15 protein-coding genes are annotated in these 16,248 nt (G+C 72.2%); 11 read left to right on the forward strand and 4 right to left on the reverse strand.

Annotation, left to right across the window (positions count from 1 at the left end; all coding sequences use genetic code 11):
* Nucleotides 1-14: 14 nt before the first annotated feature.
* Genes HHX30_RS21240 through HHX30_RS21250 form a run of 3 tightly spaced genes read right to left on the reverse strand, consistent with a single transcriptional unit; the run spans nucleotide 15 to nucleotide 3,576 of the window.
* On the reverse strand, nucleotides 15-926 hold the full coding sequence (locus tag HHX30_RS21240; protein ID WP_169983714.1) for a carbohydrate ABC transporter permease: 912 nt from the start codon (nucleotides 924-926) through the stop codon (nucleotides 15-17).
* Entirely contained in the window at nucleotides 923-1,915 is a 993-nt protein-coding gene (locus HHX30_RS21245; protein ID WP_311922673.1) for an ABC transporter permease subunit, read from the reverse strand. Before HHX30_RS21245 ends, HHX30_RS21240 begins: the two co-directional genes overlap by 4 nt.
* Complete coding sequence (locus tag HHX30_RS21250) at nucleotides 1,912-3,576, reverse strand: extracellular solute-binding protein (RefSeq protein WP_169983715.1); 1,665 nt, start codon at nucleotides 3,574-3,576, stop codon at nucleotides 1,912-1,914. The genes HHX30_RS21245 and HHX30_RS21250 overlap by 4 nt, the downstream gene beginning before the upstream one ends.
* A gap of 93 nt (nucleotides 3,577-3,669) precedes the next feature.
* On the opposite strand from HHX30_RS21250, the gene HHX30_RS21255 reads away from it, so the two are divergent.
* From HHX30_RS21255 to HHX30_RS21295, 9 genes are all read left to right on the forward strand, one after another.
* Nucleotides 3,670-3,810, forward strand: a complete 141-nt coding sequence (locus tag HHX30_RS21255; RefSeq protein WP_169983716.1) for a hypothetical protein — start codon at nucleotides 3,670-3,672, stop codon at nucleotides 3,808-3,810.
* 401 nt (nucleotides 3,811-4,211) lie between these two features.
* Nucleotides 4,212-4,922 (forward strand): hypothetical protein, encoded by a 711-nt coding sequence (locus HHX30_RS21260; protein WP_249350269.1) that lies wholly within the window; start codon nucleotides 4,212-4,214, stop codon nucleotides 4,920-4,922.
* Complete coding sequence (locus HHX30_RS21265; RefSeq protein WP_169983717.1) at nucleotides 4,919-5,722, forward strand: glycosyltransferase family 2 protein; 804 nt, start codon at nucleotides 4,919-4,921, stop codon at nucleotides 5,720-5,722. The genes HHX30_RS21260 and HHX30_RS21265 overlap by 4 nt, the downstream gene beginning before the upstream one ends.
* A complete protein-coding gene (locus HHX30_RS21270) occupies nucleotides 5,719-6,927 on the forward strand; it encodes a 2-phospho-L-lactate transferase CofD family protein (protein ID WP_169983718.1) in 1,209 nt (402 codons plus the stop codon). Before HHX30_RS21265 ends, HHX30_RS21270 begins: the two co-directional genes overlap by 4 nt.
* On the forward strand, nucleotides 6,924-7,586 hold the full coding sequence (locus tag HHX30_RS21275) for an HAD family phosphatase (RefSeq protein ID WP_169983719.1): 663 nt from the start codon (nucleotides 6,924-6,926) through the stop codon (nucleotides 7,584-7,586). Before HHX30_RS21270 ends, HHX30_RS21275 begins: the two co-directional genes overlap by 4 nt.
* The gene (locus HHX30_RS21280) at nucleotides 7,576-8,328 is read left to right on the forward strand and encodes an NTP transferase domain-containing protein (RefSeq protein WP_311922676.1); all 753 of its coding nucleotides are present in this window, start codon (nucleotides 7,576-7,578) and stop codon (nucleotides 8,326-8,328) included. Before HHX30_RS21275 ends, HHX30_RS21280 begins: the two co-directional genes overlap by 11 nt.
* Before the next feature lie 4 nt (nucleotides 8,329-8,332).
* Nucleotides 8,333-9,616: an oligosaccharide flippase family protein gene (locus tag HHX30_RS21285; protein WP_169983720.1), complete on the forward strand. Its 1,284-nt coding sequence runs from the start codon at nucleotides 8,333-8,335 to the stop codon at nucleotides 9,614-9,616.
* A complete protein-coding gene (locus HHX30_RS43330; protein WP_169983721.1) occupies nucleotides 9,613-10,863 on the forward strand; it encodes a glycosyltransferase family 4 protein in 1,251 nt (416 codons plus the stop codon). The genes HHX30_RS21285 and HHX30_RS43330 overlap by 4 nt, the downstream gene beginning before the upstream one ends.
* On the forward strand, nucleotides 10,860-11,864 hold the full coding sequence (locus HHX30_RS21295) for a glycosyltransferase family 2 protein (protein ID WP_169983722.1): 1,005 nt from the start codon (nucleotides 10,860-10,862) through the stop codon (nucleotides 11,862-11,864). Before HHX30_RS43330 ends, HHX30_RS21295 begins: the two co-directional genes overlap by 4 nt.
* 4 nt (nucleotides 11,865-11,868) lie before the next feature.
* Here the strand turns inward: HHX30_RS21295 and HHX30_RS21300 are convergent, their stop codons facing one another.
* The gene (locus tag HHX30_RS21300) at nucleotides 11,869-12,663 is read right to left on the reverse strand and encodes a hypothetical protein (protein ID WP_169983723.1); all 795 of its coding nucleotides are present in this window, start codon (nucleotides 12,661-12,663) and stop codon (nucleotides 11,869-11,871) included.
* 115 nt (nucleotides 12,664-12,778) lie between these two features.
* Between HHX30_RS21300 and HHX30_RS21305 the strand changes: the two genes are divergently transcribed.
* The gene (locus HHX30_RS21305; RefSeq protein WP_311922678.1) at nucleotides 12,779-15,097 is read left to right on the forward strand and encodes a polysaccharide lyase 8 family protein; all 2,319 of its coding nucleotides are present in this window, start codon (nucleotides 12,779-12,781) and stop codon (nucleotides 15,095-15,097) included.
* A gap of 29 nt (nucleotides 15,098-15,126) precedes the next feature.
* The gene (locus HHX30_RS21310) at nucleotides 15,127-16,119 is read left to right on the forward strand and encodes a small ribosomal subunit Rsm22 family protein (protein ID WP_169983725.1); all 993 of its coding nucleotides are present in this window, start codon (nucleotides 15,127-15,129) and stop codon (nucleotides 16,117-16,119) included.
* Nucleotides 16,120-16,248: the final 129 nt, after the last annotated feature.

Consider the following 16,248-nt stretch of genomic DNA (forward strand, 5'->3'; position numbering starts at 1 on the left):
GTCAGGGGAAGGGCTCAGCCCTTGATGGCGCCGATGATGACGCCCTTGGTGAAGTGGCGCTGCACGAACGGATAGATGAGGAGGGCGGGCAGCACGGCGATGGCGACGATGGCCATCTTGATGGCCAGCGTGGGGGGCGCGACCTGGCCGAAGCCGCTGACGCCCACGGTGGCCGTCGGCAGGGGGTTGGAGTCCACGACGTACTGCCGCAGGATCAGCGCGAGCGGCCACTTGCGGGTGTCGTCGATGAACAGCGTCGCGTTGAACCACGCGTTCCAGTAGCCGACCGCGTAGAACAGGCCGATGACGGCCGTGACCGCCTTCGACAGCGGCAGCACGATCCGCCACAGGATGCGGAACTCCCCGGCGCCGTCGATGCGGGCGCTGTCGAGCAGCTCGTGCGGGATGTTCATGAAGAACGCGCGCAGCACGACGATGTTGAACGCCGACACCGCCGACGGCAGGATCAGCGACCAGTACGTGTCCTTCAGCCCGAGCGAGGCGACCATCAGGTAGGTCGGGATCAGCCCGGGGAAGAACACGAACATCAGCAGGACGCAGAACAGTATCGGCCGGTGGAACAGCGTCCCCGGCCGGGACAGCGCGTACGCCCCGAGGACGCTGACGCCGAGGCTGACCGCCGTGCCCACGACGGTGACGCCGGTGCTGACCAGCACCGCGCGGCTGACCACGCTGTCGGAGAAGATCTGGCGGTACGCGTCGAGCGTGATGCCGTCCGGCACCAGCACCAGGCCGCCCACCCGGTTCACCGTCTCGGCCGACGACAGGCTGGTCAGCACGATCGTGTAGAGCGGCAGCAGCACGGCGAGCACGATGAGCGCCAGCGCGCCGCCCTTGCCGATCCGGCCCGCGACCGAGCCCGGCTCCTCCCAGGGCGCGAGCCCGGACACCTTCTTCCTGCTCATGATCGCGAATACACCCCCCGCTCGCCCAGGGCGTGCGCCACCCGGTTGGCCGCCAGGATGAGCACCAGCCCGACCAGACCCTTGAACAGGCCGGCCGCCGCGCCGTACCCCAGGTCTCCCGTGCGCAGGCCCGACCAGTAGACGAAGGTGTCGAAGACCTCGGACACCTTGCTGCCCACCGCGCTGCGCTGCAGCATGAACTGCTCGAAACCGACGTTGAGCGCGTCGCCGAGTCGCAGGATCAGCAGCAGCACGATGACCGGCCGCAGCCCCGGCAGCGTGATGTGCCACATCCGGCGCCACCGGCGGGCCCCGTCGACCGCGGCGGCCTCGTACAGGTTGGGGTCGATCGTGCTGAGCGCGGCGAGGAACACGATCGTGCCCCAGCCGGCGTCCTTCCAGACCGTCTCCGCCGTGACCAGCAGGATGAACGTGTCGGAGTTCGTCATCCAGTCGATCCCGGAGTGCCCGTGGTCGCGCAGGATCTGCGCGAGCAGCCCGGCGCCGCCGAACATCTGCTGGAAGATCGCGACCACCAGCACCCACGAGAAGAAATGGGGCAGGTAGACGATGCCCTGGATGAGAGCCCGCAGCCGCCCGGAGACCACGCTGTTGAGCAGCAGCGCGAGCGCGATCGGCACCGGGAAGTAGAAGACGAGCTGGAACGCGGTGATGCCCAGCGTGTTCACCACCGCACGGATGAACTGCGGGTCGCCGAACAGCTGGGCGAAGTTGGTGAAACCGATGATCGGGCTGCCCAGGATGCCGCCGGTGAACGGGTTGTAGTCCTGGAAGGCGATGACGTTCCCCAGCGCCGGGACCCACCAGAAGCCGGTGACCAGCACCAGCATCGGCGTGGCCATGACCAGCAGCGGCCAGTCCCGGCGCAGCCGGTCCCTGAAGGCGCCCCGTCGTGCGACGGCCGGTCCGGCCTGGGTCGCCCCGGGCCGGACCTCCGTCACACTCCTCGTGTCCGCGTCGGCGCTCACAGCCGCCCGTTCTCCCTGGCGACCTTCATGTAGAACTCGCGGGCCTCGTTGCCGCCCTGCTCCTGCCAGTCCTTGACGATCTGGGCCCACTCCGAGACCGGCCGCTTGCCGCGGAAGATCTCGTTCATCTTGTCCTCGGTCGGCTTGACCAGGCCGGCCATCTTGGAGGGCACCTCGACCCGGATGCCGACGAACGGGTCGTTCTCCAGGTACTTCGAGGCCGTGATCTGCCAGCCGTGGTACGCCTCGACGTAGCCGGGGTACTGGTTCTCGGTGATCGCGCCGGGCCGCCCGGACAGGAACATGTACGTCGGGGCGAACTCCTTGCGGCCGAGCGCGGTCTGCTGGACCTGCCCGTCCTTCAGCGTGAAGTGCTTGCCCTCGACGCCGTTGTTGACCAGGTCGAACTCCTGGGTGCCGTACGGCGCGGAGCACCAGTTGGCGATGCCGATCAGCTCGCGGGTGCGGGCGTCGCCGAGGCCCTTCTTGATGAAGCAGAACATGCCGGCGGGCTCGTTGCGCCACACGATGACCTTGCCGCCCGGGTGGGCCGGGTAGGGGTCCACCGCCCGCACGTCGAACTTCGGGTTGCTGGGCAGGAACCGCCCGAACAGCTCGTGGATCGCGCCGATCCCGTCCTTGTACATGACGAGCTGCCCGGCGCCGAAGGGTTCCTTGTGGTCGGCGAACTGGTTGGCCACCACGTCCGGGTGGACGTATCCGGCCTCGAACAGCTTGGTATTGAGCTCGATGGACTCCAGCCACTCCGGCGTCTCGTACTTGTAGATCAGCGTGCCGTCGGGCTGCTTGCGCCACTCGCGCGGGGCGCCGAACGCCCGCTGGATCTCCTGGTCCATGCCGCCGAACGCCCAGCGCTTCTTCTTCGGGTCGGTCAGCTCCTTGCCCAGCGTGAGCAGGTCGTCGGCGCTCTTGGGGTGGGGCAGGCCGAACTCGCCGAGGATGTCATGGCGGACGACCGTGGCGAACGGGTAGGGCGCGTTCTGCCACGGGATGCCCTGCAGGACGCCGCCGAACACGCCGTACTCCCAGGCGGCGGTGTCGTAGTTGGCCAGCAGCGGGAACTCCTTGGCCTTGTCGCCGGCCAGGTAGGGCGACAGGTCGGCGAAGAGCTTGTTGGCCGCCTCGGTGAAATGGGCGATCGTGATCAGGTTCCAGCCCGGAATCTGGATCATGTCGGGCACGTCGCCGCTGGCGAGGAGGGTGTTCAGCTTGTCGACGTACGTGTTGCCGTCAGAGATGTTGAACCGGACGACTCCGCCGAGCCGCTCGTTGACGGCGTCGAAGTAGGAGTTCTCGCCGAGGCCCGGGGGGACGGTGCCCCACAGCGGGGTCATCACCTTCACCTCCGTGCCGCTGGTGATCGGCTTGGCGGTGACGGCCTGGACCATCGTGCCCGGCCTGGACAGGAAGCCGGGTTCGACGAATTCGGCGGCGGGCAGGTCGGGCGACAGGCCCGGCACCTGGAACGGCACACGGGTGGGCACGAGGCCCTTGAGCTTGTCGGCGGCGACGGCGGTGCCCTTGGGCAGCTCCTTCTTGGCCGCGCAGCCGGTGAGGCCGGCGGCGGCGAGCGCGCCCGCGCCGACGATCCCGAGGAATCCGCGGCGGCTGGTCAGGGGGCCGCCGGGGGGTTGGCTCATCGATGGGATCCTTCCGGGAAGAGTTTTTCATCGGAGTCTCATGGACGTCAGTTAGTTCGTCAATTGGCCAAACAAATTATCCCGTCCGCCTGCGTGGCGACAAGGTTTCATGAAACGTTCAAGGGCTCGACCGCCAAGGGCGACTCGGCCATGCCGCAGACCATAGGGCCGGCCGCCTTCGCCACCCGGGGACTTGAAAGCGAGGCGTCTCCCGGACGTGAGGAGTGGGCGTGAGCGGCGCGATGGCGGCGGAGTCCGGGCTGCGGGCCGAGGACCTCACGTTCGCCCGGGATGCCCTTTCCGGTTGAATGGCCGGCCGATCCAAGCCGGACCGAAAAAGGATCGGTCCAAAATTGACACGGGGCCGCAAACAGGATTGACAGTGACCGTAACGCCGGGAATAGCGCGATATTCAATTACCTGTGAGTACTGCCTCTCCGCCTCGGGCCATCGCTGACCAGCGCTTATGGCGTAAATGTCGGTGCCTGGGACTCAATCTCTGATATTCCGGACGCAATTCCGGATGTAGATGACATAATGCGTGGGAGCGCTCCCGCGCCATCGGCTGCTATCTCCGCAGCGCCATCCGGCACGCCTGCCCAAGGGGCACGTTGGAAGGAAGGTGCCGCGTCTTCATGACGGCATTCGGCAAAAGTCCTCCGTCCGGGCCGCAGATCGACGGAAATGTTTCGGCGGACGTGGTCCGCGCCGGCTCCCGCCCCTGGGCGCCCCACCTGTGGTGGATGGCCCTGGCGGTCGGGGCGGCCGGCTTCGCCTTCGTGTGGCTGGCCACGCCGCACGCCAGGGAGATCGGCTCGCCCTGGGAACTGGTGGCCAAGCTGGTCGCCTTCGCCTGCCTGTGCGTGGCGATCGCGGTCTTCCCCTGGGTGTCGCCCCGGCTGAACTGGCTGCTCTACGTCCCGTTCGTCTTCTTCACCGGATACCTGATCCCGCGCGTCAGCTGGTTCTACTACGGAGACGGCGCGCGGGCCCAGGGCGACAGCTTCTACACGCACCTCTACCTGCTGCTCTATCCGGGCATCGTGCTCACGGTCGCCGCCGCCTACCGCATCGGCGGGGGCACCCCGGGCCGATGCCTGAAAATCATGGTGAGCGGGGTTCTCATCGTGTTCTCGGGCTTCCTCGACCTCATGTGGTTCGTCGTCAATCCGGTCGATATCCCCGAGGCCATCGACGCGCCGCACATCAACCTGTTCACCGGGGGGCCGATCTCGTTCGGCGCGACGATCGTGTTCGCGCTCGTGCACGTCCCGATCATCGTCGGGTTCAACCTGCTTCCCCTGGACCGCTGGATCGGCCGCCTGCTGGGGGCAGGTGACCCGTGAGCACTGCCGTGAACATCTCCGTGGCCGCGCCCGCGTACAACGAGGCGGAAACCATCGCGGCGGTGGTGGGCGAGTGGCAGGACTACCTGGACGGCAACCCGGCCGTGGGCGACTGGGAGATCGTCGTCTGCGACGACGGGAGCGGTGACGGGACCGGCGAGATCCTGGCCGCGCTGCGGGCGCGGTGCCCGCGGCTCGTCGTGGTCACGTTCGAGCGCAACCGCGGTGCGGGCGCGGCCATCGCCGCCGCGATCGCCCACACCCGGCTCGACTGGGTCGTGCTGCTGGACTCCGACGGCCAGTTCCCGATCGCCAACCTCGACCGCGTCCTGCCGCGCGTCCGGGCCGGGGAGGCGCTCGCGTTCTCCGGAGCCCGGATCAGGAAGGCCGACGGCCTGGCGTACCGCTGGGGATCGGCGGCCAGCGGCGCGGTCAGCAACCTGCTCCACGGGACGCGCTACCGCGACTTCAACTCGATCTTCAAGGTGGTCTACGGCCCGCTCTTCCGCGCGCTGCCGCTGGAGTCGGGCGGGATGAACTGCTCGACCGAGATCACCGCGCGGGTCGCCGAGCTCGGGCACGCGTGGGTGGAGGTGCCCATCGAGCACCGGGAGCGCGGCGGCGGCAGCCGCGGCTGGCGATACTGGCGCGGCGCCCGCGACCGGGCCCTGTTCGTCGCCTATCTCGGCCTGCGCCACTGGCTGCTGCGCCGGGGCGTCCTGCGCCGGACCACGCCCGAGGTGCCGGCGGCGCCGGACGTGCCGGAGGCGGTCGCGGCGGTCGCCGAGGAGGCCCGATGAACGTCGCGGTGACGATGTTCAGCGGCGGCCGCGGGGCGGCCAGCATCGCGAGGGGCATGCTGGGCACCCCGGGCGTCGGCCTGTCGCTGGTCGTCAACGGCTACGACAACGGCCTGTCCACCGGCGCGCTGCGCCGCTATCTGCCGGGGATGCTCGGGCCGTCGGACTTCCGCAAGAACCTCCTGCTCCACCTCGATCCCGCCGACCCGGCGCAGGCGGCGCTCGCGGCCGTCGTCGAACACCGCCTGCCGGCCGGGACGACGCCCGCGGGGCTCACCGCCGTCATCGAGGCGATCGCCCTGCGGCGCGGCCCGTTCGCCGCGTTGCCCGAGGCGGCCCGTGAGGCCCTCACGGCGGACCTGCGCGTGTTCGCCCGGCGGCTCGCGGCCCACCCGCACGGGCTCGACCTCGCCGACTGCGCACTCGGCAACCTCGTGTTCGCCGGGGCCTACCTGCGGCTCGGCCGGGACTTCAACGCCGCCGTCGACGCCTGCGTCCGCACGTTCGGCTCGCCCGTACGGCTGCTCAACGTGACCGACGGGGAGAACGCCTTCCTGGCCGCGCTCAGGAGGGACGGCAGTCTGCTGGCCGACGAGGCCGACATCGTCGCGCCGCAGGACCCGGGCACGATCACCGACCTGTTCCTGCTGCGCGAGCCGGTCGGGGCGCGGCGGCGGGCCGAGCTGGAGGCGCTGCCGCCCGAGTGGACCAGGGAGATCCTGGGCCGCGAGCGCGCCGAGGTGACGCCGAACCCGCGGGCGCTCGAGGCGATCCGCGACGCCGACCTCGTCGTCTACGGCCCGGGCACCCCGCACTCCTCGCTCCTGCCGAGCTATCTCACGCCGGGCGTGGCGGACGCCGTCGCGCGGAGCCGGGCGGCGGCCAAGGTGTTCGTCGTCAACACCCGAGAGGACCACGACATCCGGGGGCTGACCGCGCCCGACCTCGTGGACCGTACGCTGGCCTACCTCGGCGACCCCCGCAACCGAAGGCGGCTGGTGACCCACGTGCTCAGCCATCGCACGCCGGGCCCGGACGCCCCCGCGGTGCCGGAGGAGATCCTCGACCGGGGCGAGTGGGCGGGAGCCCGCTGGGTCACCGCCGTGATGGAACACCCGGGGCGTCCCGGTGTGCACCACGCGGAGCGCACGGCCGAGGCCCTGCTCGCCATCAGGGACGAGGCGGCCCTGGCGCGGGCCCGATGACGGCTCTCCTGGCGGACGCGTGCGCCCGGCGCGTCTGGCTGTTCGACCTCGACGGCACGCTCGTGGACTCCTGTCCCGCCCACGAGGCGGCCTTCCGGCAGGCCATCGCCGAGGTCGCGCCCGATCTCCTCGCCTCGTTCCGGTACGCCGACCACGCGGGTGCGAGCACCCGCGAGGTGGCGGTGCGCCTGCTGGGCGACACCGGGGAGGCGGCCCGGCTGGCCGGCCTGAAACAGCGGCTGTACCGCGAGCGGGCCGGCGCGGTGGCCGTGTTCCCCGGCGCGCGGCGACTGCTCGGCCGCCTGGCCGCGGGCGGGCGCGACGCCTATCTCGTCACCAGCGGCAGCCGGGCGTCGGTCGAGCGGGTGCTCGCGGCGTGCGCGCTGGACGCGTACTTCCGGGGCGTGCTCACCAGCGACGACGTCCCGGCGAGCAAGCCCGACCCGGCGTTCTACGCGTACGCGTGCGACCACTGGGGCCTCGACCCCGGCGCGGCGGTGGTCCTGGAGGACTCCTCGCACGGAGTGGCGTCGGCGGTCGGCGCGGGCCTGCCGACCCTGCACGTCCACGTCGCCGAGCCCGCTCCGGGGGCGGTCGCGGTGCGCGACCTGGAACAGCTCGTGTCTCTCCTGGACCCGGAGGTGTGCGGTGCCTGCTGAACGCGTGTGCGCGGTGATCCCGGCGGCCGGGCGGGGGACCCGCCTGGGCCTCGGCATCCCCAAGATCATGGTGGAGATCGCCGACGGCGTCACCGTGTGGCACGTGCTCCACCAGCGGCTGCGGCCGCTCGCCGAGCACATCCACGTCGTGATGTCGCCCGAGGGGGAGGGGCCGTTCCGCGCGCTGGCGGCCGAGCAGATCGCGAGCGGCGTGGTCTCGGTGAGCGTCCAGGAGAAGCCCACCGGCATGGGCGGCGCGATCTTCGGCGCCGCCCCGCACTGGGACGCCTACGGCGCGATCCTCGTGGTCTGGGGCGACCAGGCGGGCCTGTCCCCGGTGACGGCCGGCCGTGTCGTCGAGGCGCACGAGAAGGGGCTCACGATCCCGCTGGTGCCCATGCCCGACCCGTACGTGGAGTACGAACTGGACGACGACGGGACGCTGCTGCGGGTGCGCCAGTCGCGGGAGGGCGACGAGTGCCGCCCCGGCGGGCTCAGCGACGTGGGCGTGTTCTGCCTGAGCACCGAAGGGCTCCACGAGGCCTGGACGCGTTACCTCGACGAGGCGGCCCCGGGCGCCCGCACCGGAGAGGTCAACTTCCTGCCGTTCCTGCCCTGTCTGTCGCGGGAGCGGAACTGGCCGCTGACGGTGGTGCCGGTGACCGACCCCGACGAGGCGCGCGGCGTCAACACGGCTGAGGACCTCGCGTTCGCCCGGCGGGCATACCTGCGGTGGACGTGACGGGGTGGGCGCGCTGACCGAGCGGGCGGCCGGGCTCCTGGCCGCCCACCGCTGGGCCGCGGGGCCCACTCTGGTGAGCACCGTGGCCAGCGGTACGGCCGCCGCCACCACGCTCGTCATCGCCAGGGGCGTCGGCGCAGCGGCGTTCGGCCACTTCACCGTCGTCCTGTCGATCGCGCTGATCGTCACGGTCGGCATGCTGATGAGCCTCAACTCCGTCATGTTCCAGGAGCTGCCGCGGGCCGAGTCCGCCGCGCGGCCGGCCCGGTTGAAGGCGGAACTGGTGACGACGGCGCTGCTGTGCACGCTCGTGCTCGGCGCGGTGGTGTTCGCCGCCGGGATGCTGGCCGCTCCGCTGCTGACCGGCGCGCTCGGCGTGGACACCCGCACGCTGGCCTTCGCGCTGGCGCTGGCGCTGTCGATGACGCTCAACCAGCTCACCGAGAGCTTCCTGCGCGGGCTGAAGAGGTTCCGCCTCGTCGCCGGGCTCAAGCTCGCCGTGGCCGTCGCCTATCTGGGCGGGGCCGCGTTCTTCCTGCTGGTCCTCGGCCTGCGGGACGCCGAGCCGTACCTGGTCGCGCTGATCGGCACCAACCTGGTCTTCGCCCTGGTCTCCTTCGCCGGGTTCGAGGTCGCGCCGCGGACCTGGTCACGGGCGCTGGCCCGCTCGATCTACCGGCACGGCGCGTACGTCACCGTCATCGGCGCGCTGACGGCGGTGGTGTTCGGGGTCGACGTCATCTTCCTCAACCACTGGGCGCCCCGGGCCGACGTCGGCGTCTACTCCGTGTACAACGGCTTCCCCAAACGGCTGCTCGGCGTGGTGTTCACCGACGGCGTCGGCCTGGTGCTGCTGCCCACGCTGGCGACGTCCGACAAGCCGGCCGTGATGCGGCGCATCGCCCGGCTCGCCCCGGCCGTGTTCACGGCGACCGCGGTGTTCGCGTTCGCGGCGAGCACGGTGTTCTTCCTGCTCGTGGGGGGCGAGTATCCGTACTCGCTCGGCCTGATGGCGCTGTCGGCGATCGGGATCGGCGCGCACACGGTCTTCAACCTCCAGCAGGTCGCGCTGACCATGGACGGCGTGCGGGGCGCCCGGGTGCTCATCGGCTGCCTGCTGGCCGGGACCCCGCTCGCGCTCGCCTGCCAGGCGGCGCTGATCGCCTGGCAGGGGCTCGTCGGCGGCCTGGTGGCCTTCGCTCTGAGCAATCTCGTCCTCGTGGCCGTCGTGACGGCCGTCTCCACCCGGCTCTACCGGCCGGCCGGCGCATCGGAGGTACGCGGGTGAGGATCGCCCACGTCATCAACCAGTTCCCGCCCAACATCACGGCGGGGCTCGGCCGGTACGCCGAGCTGATCGCTCCGCAGCTGTCCCGGCGCCACGAGATGGCGGTCCTCACCGTGAACGACGGCCGCCTCCCGGTGTGGGAACGGACCGGCGGCATCACGGTGTACCGCCCGCGCGGGCGGCTGCTCGGCGCGATCGCCCGCCGCCGGCGGCTCAACCGCACCCGAGGCGTGGAGTTCCTCCTGCTCGCGCTGACCGTCGTGGTGAGCAACTGGCGCTACTTCCTGCTCCTGCGGCGGCTGCGCCCCGACCGGCGGCCCGATCTCGTCGCCGTCCACGACTCGACGAACTTCCTGTGCGGCCTGCTGTGCCACTACCTGCTGCGCCTTCCGGTCGTGTTCCACGTCCACACCACCGAGTACGGCGTCGCCCCGCAGCGCAGCATCGCCGACCCGCTCAACCTGTTCGCCGCGCTGGAGCGGTGGCTCGCGCGGATCTCCCGGCGGGTCGTGGTCGCCACGCCGGAAGTGCGCGAGCAACTGCTGGCGGCGGGCTGGGACCGCTCGCCGATCGACGTCGTCCGCCTGGGCGGCACCTACGAGCAGGTGGTCGCCGACCCCGCGTTCGACCGGGACAAGCTGCGCCTCGGCGCGGCGGACCTGCGCGCCCGGCTCGGCATCGCCGAGGGGGACCGGGTGCTGCTGTTCGTCGGGCGGATCGAACGGCAGAAGGGGATCTACCAGCTGCTCGAGGCCATGCCCCGCATCCGCGCCGCGGTGCCGGACCTGCGTCTGGTGATCGTGGGCGAAGGCGACGAGGCCGGCGTCGCACGCATAACCGCTGAGACCGGGCTCGGCGACCGGGTGCTGACCTCCGGCGGTTTCGTGTCGGGGCAGGCGCTGCTGGAGTACTACGCCATGGCCGACGCCTGCGTCTTCCCCTCGCTCTTCGAGCCGTTCGGGCTGGTGGCGACCGAGGCGATGGCCCTGGCCCGGCCGGTGATCCTGGGCGACGGCTTCTCCCGGATCTTCCTCGGCGATCCCGCGGAGCCCGCCGTACGGTTCGTGCGGGCGGCCGACCCCGGCGACATCGCCGGCGGGGTGATCGAGGTCATGACGGACGCGGACCTGCGCCGGGCGCTCGCCGCGCGGGGTGAGCGGCTGGTGCGGGAGACGCTGAGCTGGAGCCGCGCCGCGGAGGAGACGCTCGCCGTCTACGCGAAGGTGCTCTCGGGGACGGCGCGATGATCTCGCTCGTCGTGCCCTGCTACAACGCGGCCAGGACCCTGCGGTTGTGCCTGGAGTCGGTGCTGGCGCAGACGCGCGTGCCCGACGAGATCGTCGTGGTCGACGACGCGAGCACCGACGGGTCGGCGGAGATCGCCGAGGAACTGGGCTGCCGGGTCGTCCGCCTGCCGGAGAACCGGGGCGTGTCGGCCGCCAGGAACGCCGGGATCGACGCCACCACGGGTGATGTGATCTTCTTCCTCGACTCCGACGTCGCGCTGCGGCCCGACGCCGTCGCGAACGCGGCGGAGATGCTGGAGCACGACCCCGAGGTCGGCTGCGTCCACGGGGTCTACGACACCGTGCCGCTCATCGACGACGGGCCGGTCGAGTGGTATCGCATCCTGCACGCCGTGCACTGGCGCCGCCGCCACCTCGGCGAGGTCAACAGCGTCGTGTTCGCCCTCGCCGCCATCCGCCGCGACGTGGTGCTCGCCGTCGGCAGGCTCGACGAGCGGCTGCGCGACTGCGAGGACGTCGAATACAGCAGCAGGCTCGCCGTACGCAGCCGGATCGTGCTGACCGACACGGTCGTCGGCCGCCACGACGACGGCAGCCGCCTGCTGCCGATCCTGACCGAGCAGTGGCGGCGGGCCCTGCCGCTGATCCCGCTCGCGCTGACCACCACCCGGCGCGGCGCGGCCAAGCCGGAGCACGCCAACAGCCCGGGGGGCATCCTCTCCTGCGCCCTGGCCCTGGCGAGCCTGGGGCTGGTGCTGCTGAGCTTGCCGTTCGGGCTGTTCCACCCCCTTCTGCCGGCCGTCCCCGGCGCGTTCGTCGCCGGGTTCGTCCTCGCCGATCCGGAGCTGGTCGGGTTCGTACGGCGGCAGCGGGGGCCGGTCTTCGCGGCGTACTTCATGGCCGTCCACCTGGTCGTCCACGTGGTGCTCGTGACCGGTCTGGTGGCCGGCTCGCTGCGCCTGCTGACCGGCCCCCGGGAGAGCCGCGCCGAGACCGCGTGAGACGTCAGGCGCAGCCCACGCGGCCGGTGCTCAGAGCGATGTCGTCGAGCCACAGGTCGTACGCCGCCGGGGAGGGGTTCGGCTGGTAGAGCTGCCAGCCGATCTTGACGGTGTCGAAGCGGGGGAAGACGAAGTCGACGTCGTTGCCGCCGTGGGCGCGGGTGGAGACGGTGAGGTCGGGCTGGGCCACGCCGTCGAACCAGACCGAGATCTTGTTGTCGGCGGGGTCCATCCGCCACTCGACGCACTGCCACACGCCGGCCCGGGAGGGGGCCGACTCGCGCCAGTTGGTCCAGTCGCCCGTGGGGCCGCCGTCCGCGCCGACCCCCCACAGGTCCTTGCGCAGCGTGGGGACGTACTGGCCGCCGAGCGGCCGGACGATCTCCGGACCCGCGCCGGTGGCCTCGATCAGCGTGTAGTGGGCCCAGTCGGGCGCGGTGGGGAACGCCTTGACGCGCAGCCGGACGCGGCCGTAGAAGCCGTTGCCGGGCGGGGTGAAGTCGTCCACCTTGAGGAACGCGCGCCCGTTGCCCTCGGTGTGGACGTGCAGCACCTTCTGCCCGCGTTCGGCGCGCTCCACGGTGAGCGTGCCGTGCTTGGTGTCGACGCCCCACCCGAGGCTGGCCGCACCGCCGACCGGCAGCGCCTGGAAGTCCTCGCAGAACAGCGTGCCGCCCTTCGCGCAGGTCCCCGGCCCGTGACCCGGCCCGTGACCCGGCTCTGGGGACGCGGAGGCGGCCGGTGCCGCCGTCAGCGGCAGCAGCAGGGCCAGGCAGGCCGCGGGTAACAGTCGTCGCACGACGCGCTCCTTTTCCCGGTGACAGGGCACTCGTAAGGTACGGCAACTGGGAGCGCTCCCATAAGAGGTGTGCCGAAGATCGATGAAAGGGCCGGATCGCGCGGATAATCTACGCGTGAAAGGACCTTCCCGGCGATTATTTCTCCAGTTCAGCGGGCTCGCCGCGCTGGTGGCGGCGTGCGCTCCCCGTGACGGGAAGGCCCACGGCGACGCCTTCGCCGTGCTGCGCCGCCGCTGGGTGGAGATCACGCTCGGCCATCCGGGCACGTTCGATGCGGAGCGGGAGCCGTACCGGACCCGGCTGGCACGGCTGGGAGCGGAGGCGCGCCGGCACCGCGACACCATGGCGCCCACCGCGAGATCCCTCTGGCCGGACCTTCCCTTCCCCTCCCTTGGCGCCACCCCGGCGCGGCTGCGGGCCATGGCCCGCGCGTACGCGCTGCCGGGCACCGGGCTGACCGCGGAGCCGGGCCTCGGCACGGCGGTCGCCACCGGGATCGGGCACTACGTGCGGCACGTGTACGCCGTGGACGCCGAGCAGACCGGCAACTGGTGGGACTGGCAGATCGGGACGCCGAGGGCGCTGCTCGACGCCGCCGTGCTCGCCGCCCCGCACCTCACGGACGCGCAGGGCGCGGCGCTGTGCGAGGCGGTGGACACGTTCGTCCCGGAGAGCCGCCTGGACGACTACGAGGGCAACAGCACCGGGGCGAACCGGGTCGACCTGTGCACGGTGACGCTGCTGCGGGCGATCGCCGGCGCGGACCCCGGCCGTGCCGCGCTCGCGGCCTCCGCGCTCTCCCCGGTCTTCCGGTACGTCACCGAGGGCGACGGTTTCTATCGGGACGGCTCGTTCGTCCAGCACGGGTCGGTCCCCTACCAGGGCGGGTACGGCGCGGTGCTGCTGACCGGCCTCGCGACGTTGTTCGCGGTGCTGCGCGGCACGCCGTGGGAGATCACCGATCCGGCGGCGCGCACCGTCCTCGACGCCGTGGACCGGGCGTTCGCCCCCTTCGTCCACGACGGCGCGTGCATGGACCTCGTACGCGGACGCGGCGTCGACAGGCGGCCGTTCGGCGACCACAGGAGGGGCAGGGAGATCGCCGCCGCGGTCCTGTTGCTGGCCGAGACCGCCCCGGAGGCCGAGCGGGTCCGATGGCGGGCCATGGTCAAGGGCTGGGCCGTGCGCGACACCGCCAAGCCCATGCTCCGGGCGGCCGAGGGGGCGGCCGAGGGGGCGGCACAGGGGGCGGCACAGGGCGGCGACCTCGCGTTCCACGCGCGGCTCGCGGCGGTGCTGCGCGACGCGACGGTCCCGGCCGCCGTCGAGCCCGCCGGGCACCGCCTGTTCCCCATGAGCGCCCGCGCCGTCCACCGCGCCGCCGGCTGGTGCGCGGCGCTCAGCATGGCCTCCTCCCGCGTCGCGCACTACGAGTACGGCAACGGCGAGAACCTGCGCGGCTGGCACACCGGCTCCGGAATGCTCTACTGGTGGGCGCGCGGACACGGCGACCACTACTCCGACGCCTTCTGGCCCACCGTGGACCCGTACCGGCTGCCGGGCACGACGGTCTCCACGCGGCGCCTCCCCGGCGGCGCCGGCGGCGAGTGGGGCGACACCCGCCCGCCGGCCGAGTGGGTGGGCGGCACGACCGACGGCGTGTACGCCGCCGTGGGCCAGCACCTGTACGGCCTGGAGAGCACGCTGGAGGCGTTCAAGTCGTGGTTCTTCCTCGACGACGCCGTGGTCTGCCTCGGCGCGGGCATCACCTGCCGGGACGGCGTGCCGGTCGAGACCGTCGTGGACAACCGCAGGACCGGCGCCCGGTTCACCCCGGGTACGGGATGGGCGCACCTGGAGGGCCACGGCGGTTACGTCGTGCCCGCCGGGCAGTTCCTGCGCACGCTGCGCGAGGATCGCACGGGCGCGGGGGTCACCCGGGCCTACGTCACGCTGTGGCTGGACCACGGCGTCGACCCGGACGCGGCCGGTTACGTCTACCACCTCCTGCCCGGGGCGAGCCGGGCCGGGACCGCCGCCCGCGCCGCCGATCCCGGCTGGGCCCGGGTGCTCGCCAACACCTCCGCGCAGCAGGGGGTCGAGGTCCCGTCGCTGGGCGTCACCGCGGTGAACTTCTGGGCGGGTGGACGGGTCGGGGGACGGGCGGGCGCGCTGACGGCCTCCGATCCGTGCGCGCTCCTCGTGCGCGACCTCGGCGACGGCACGGCCACGGTGACGGTGGCCGATCCCCGGCGCGCCCTCGACGGGCTGACCGTGACGTGGGACCGTCCGGTGGCCGCGGTCACGCGCGAGCACCCGCTCCTGGACCGAGCGGAGACCGGCGCCCGGCTCACGCTCGCGTTCGGCGCACTGGCCGGTCGCGAGGGCGCATCCTGCACGGTGACCGTACGGCTGGCCGCTCCGGCAGCGTGAGCGCGAGTCATCATGAACGCCGTGTCATCATGAACGCCGTGTCCACCCTGCCCGATGACCTGGACGGCGCGCTGGAGGAGTCGCTCGGACGATTCCCGACGGCCGAGCTGACGCGGAGCGTGCAGACGCTCATCCGGCAGTACCGGGAGGGCTTCGACCGGAGCGTGCCCGTGCTGAGCTCGGAGGTCGCGGTCGCCGCGTACGCCGGGTATCGCATGCCCGCGACCTACAGCGCCGTGAGCGCCGCGCTGCGCCAGGTCGCCCAGCTGGCACCCGGTTTCGCGCCGGAGACCCAGGTGGACGTGGGCGGCGGCACGGGCAGCGCGCTGTGGGCCGCGAGCGCGGTCTGGCCGACGCTGCGCACCGTGACCGTCCTGGAGCAGTCCCCCTCCGCCATCGCCTTCGGGCGGCGGCTGGCCGGTCGCTCGCCCGCGGCGGCCGTACGCGACGCGCGCTGGCAGCAGGCGGTCGTCGACCGGAGCGTGCCCGCGCCCGCGGCCGACCTGGTCACGATGTCCTACGTGCTCGGCGAGCTGTCGCCCGCCGTCCAGGAGGACGTGGTCGGGTCGGCGGCCCGCGACGCCGGCATGCTGGTGATCGTCGAGCCCGGCACGCCCGGCGGGTACGCCCGGATCGCGGCGGCCCGGCGGCTGCTGGCCGGGCTGGGCCTGCACGTGGTCGCGCCCTGCCCGCACGACGGCGAGTGCCCGATCGTCCCGGACCGGGACTGGTGTCACTTCGCGGTCCGCCTCAACCGCACCGCGCTGCACCGGCGGGTCAAGGACGGCACGTTGAGCTTCGAGGACGAGAAGTTCTCCTACGTCGCGGCGTCGGCCCGGCCGTGGCCGCGCGCGGAGAGCCGGATCCTGCGCCATCCGCTCAAGCGCAAGGGGCTCGTCACGCTGCGCCTGTGCACGGCCGAGGACGGGCTGGCCGACCGCGCGGTCTCCAAGCGGCAGGGCGAGACCTACCGCGAGGCACGCGACGTCGTCTGGGGCGACGCCTGGCCGCCGCCCGCCTGAACAGGTCCCGTATCGGCGCTTCGTAACGCTGCCGCTCGCAAAACCTATGTCAGGAAAAGGCGGCGGTGCTCGGGGGGAACGTGCACCACCAGAGGGCTCGATCGCCCCACCGCCGCCGGAGATGTCGCC

This window comes from Microbispora sp. H10836 (genome assembly GCF_012999525.1).
In the GTDB taxonomy this organism is placed as follows: domain Bacteria; phylum Actinomycetota; class Actinomycetes; order Streptosporangiales; family Streptosporangiaceae; genus Microbispora.

Coding starts and splice junctions, on each gene's coding strand:
- HHX30_RS21240 (WP_169983714.1), bottom strand. CDS start 926: ATGAGCAGGAAGAAGGTGTCCGGGCTCGCGCCCTGGGAGGAGCCGGGC.
- HHX30_RS21250 (WP_169983715.1), bottom strand. CDS start 3,576: ATGAGCCAACCCCCCGGCGGCCCCCTGACCAGCCGCCGCGGATTCCTC.
- HHX30_RS21295 (WP_169983722.1), top strand. CDS start 10,860: ATGATCTCGCTCGTCGTGCCCTGCTACAACGCGGCCAGGACCCTGCGG.
- HHX30_RS21270 (WP_169983718.1), top strand. CDS start 5,719: ATGAACGTCGCGGTGACGATGTTCAGCGGCGGCCGCGGGGCGGCCAGC.
- HHX30_RS21310 (WP_169983725.1), top strand. CDS start 15,127: ATGAACGCCGTGTCCACCCTGCCCGATGACCTGGACGGCGCGCTGGAG.
- HHX30_RS21260 (WP_249350269.1), top strand. CDS start 4,212: ATGACGGCATTCGGCAAAAGTCCTCCGTCCGGGCCGCAGATCGACGGA.
- HHX30_RS21275 (WP_169983719.1), top strand. CDS start 6,924: ATGACGGCTCTCCTGGCGGACGCGTGCGCCCGGCGCGTCTGGCTGTTC.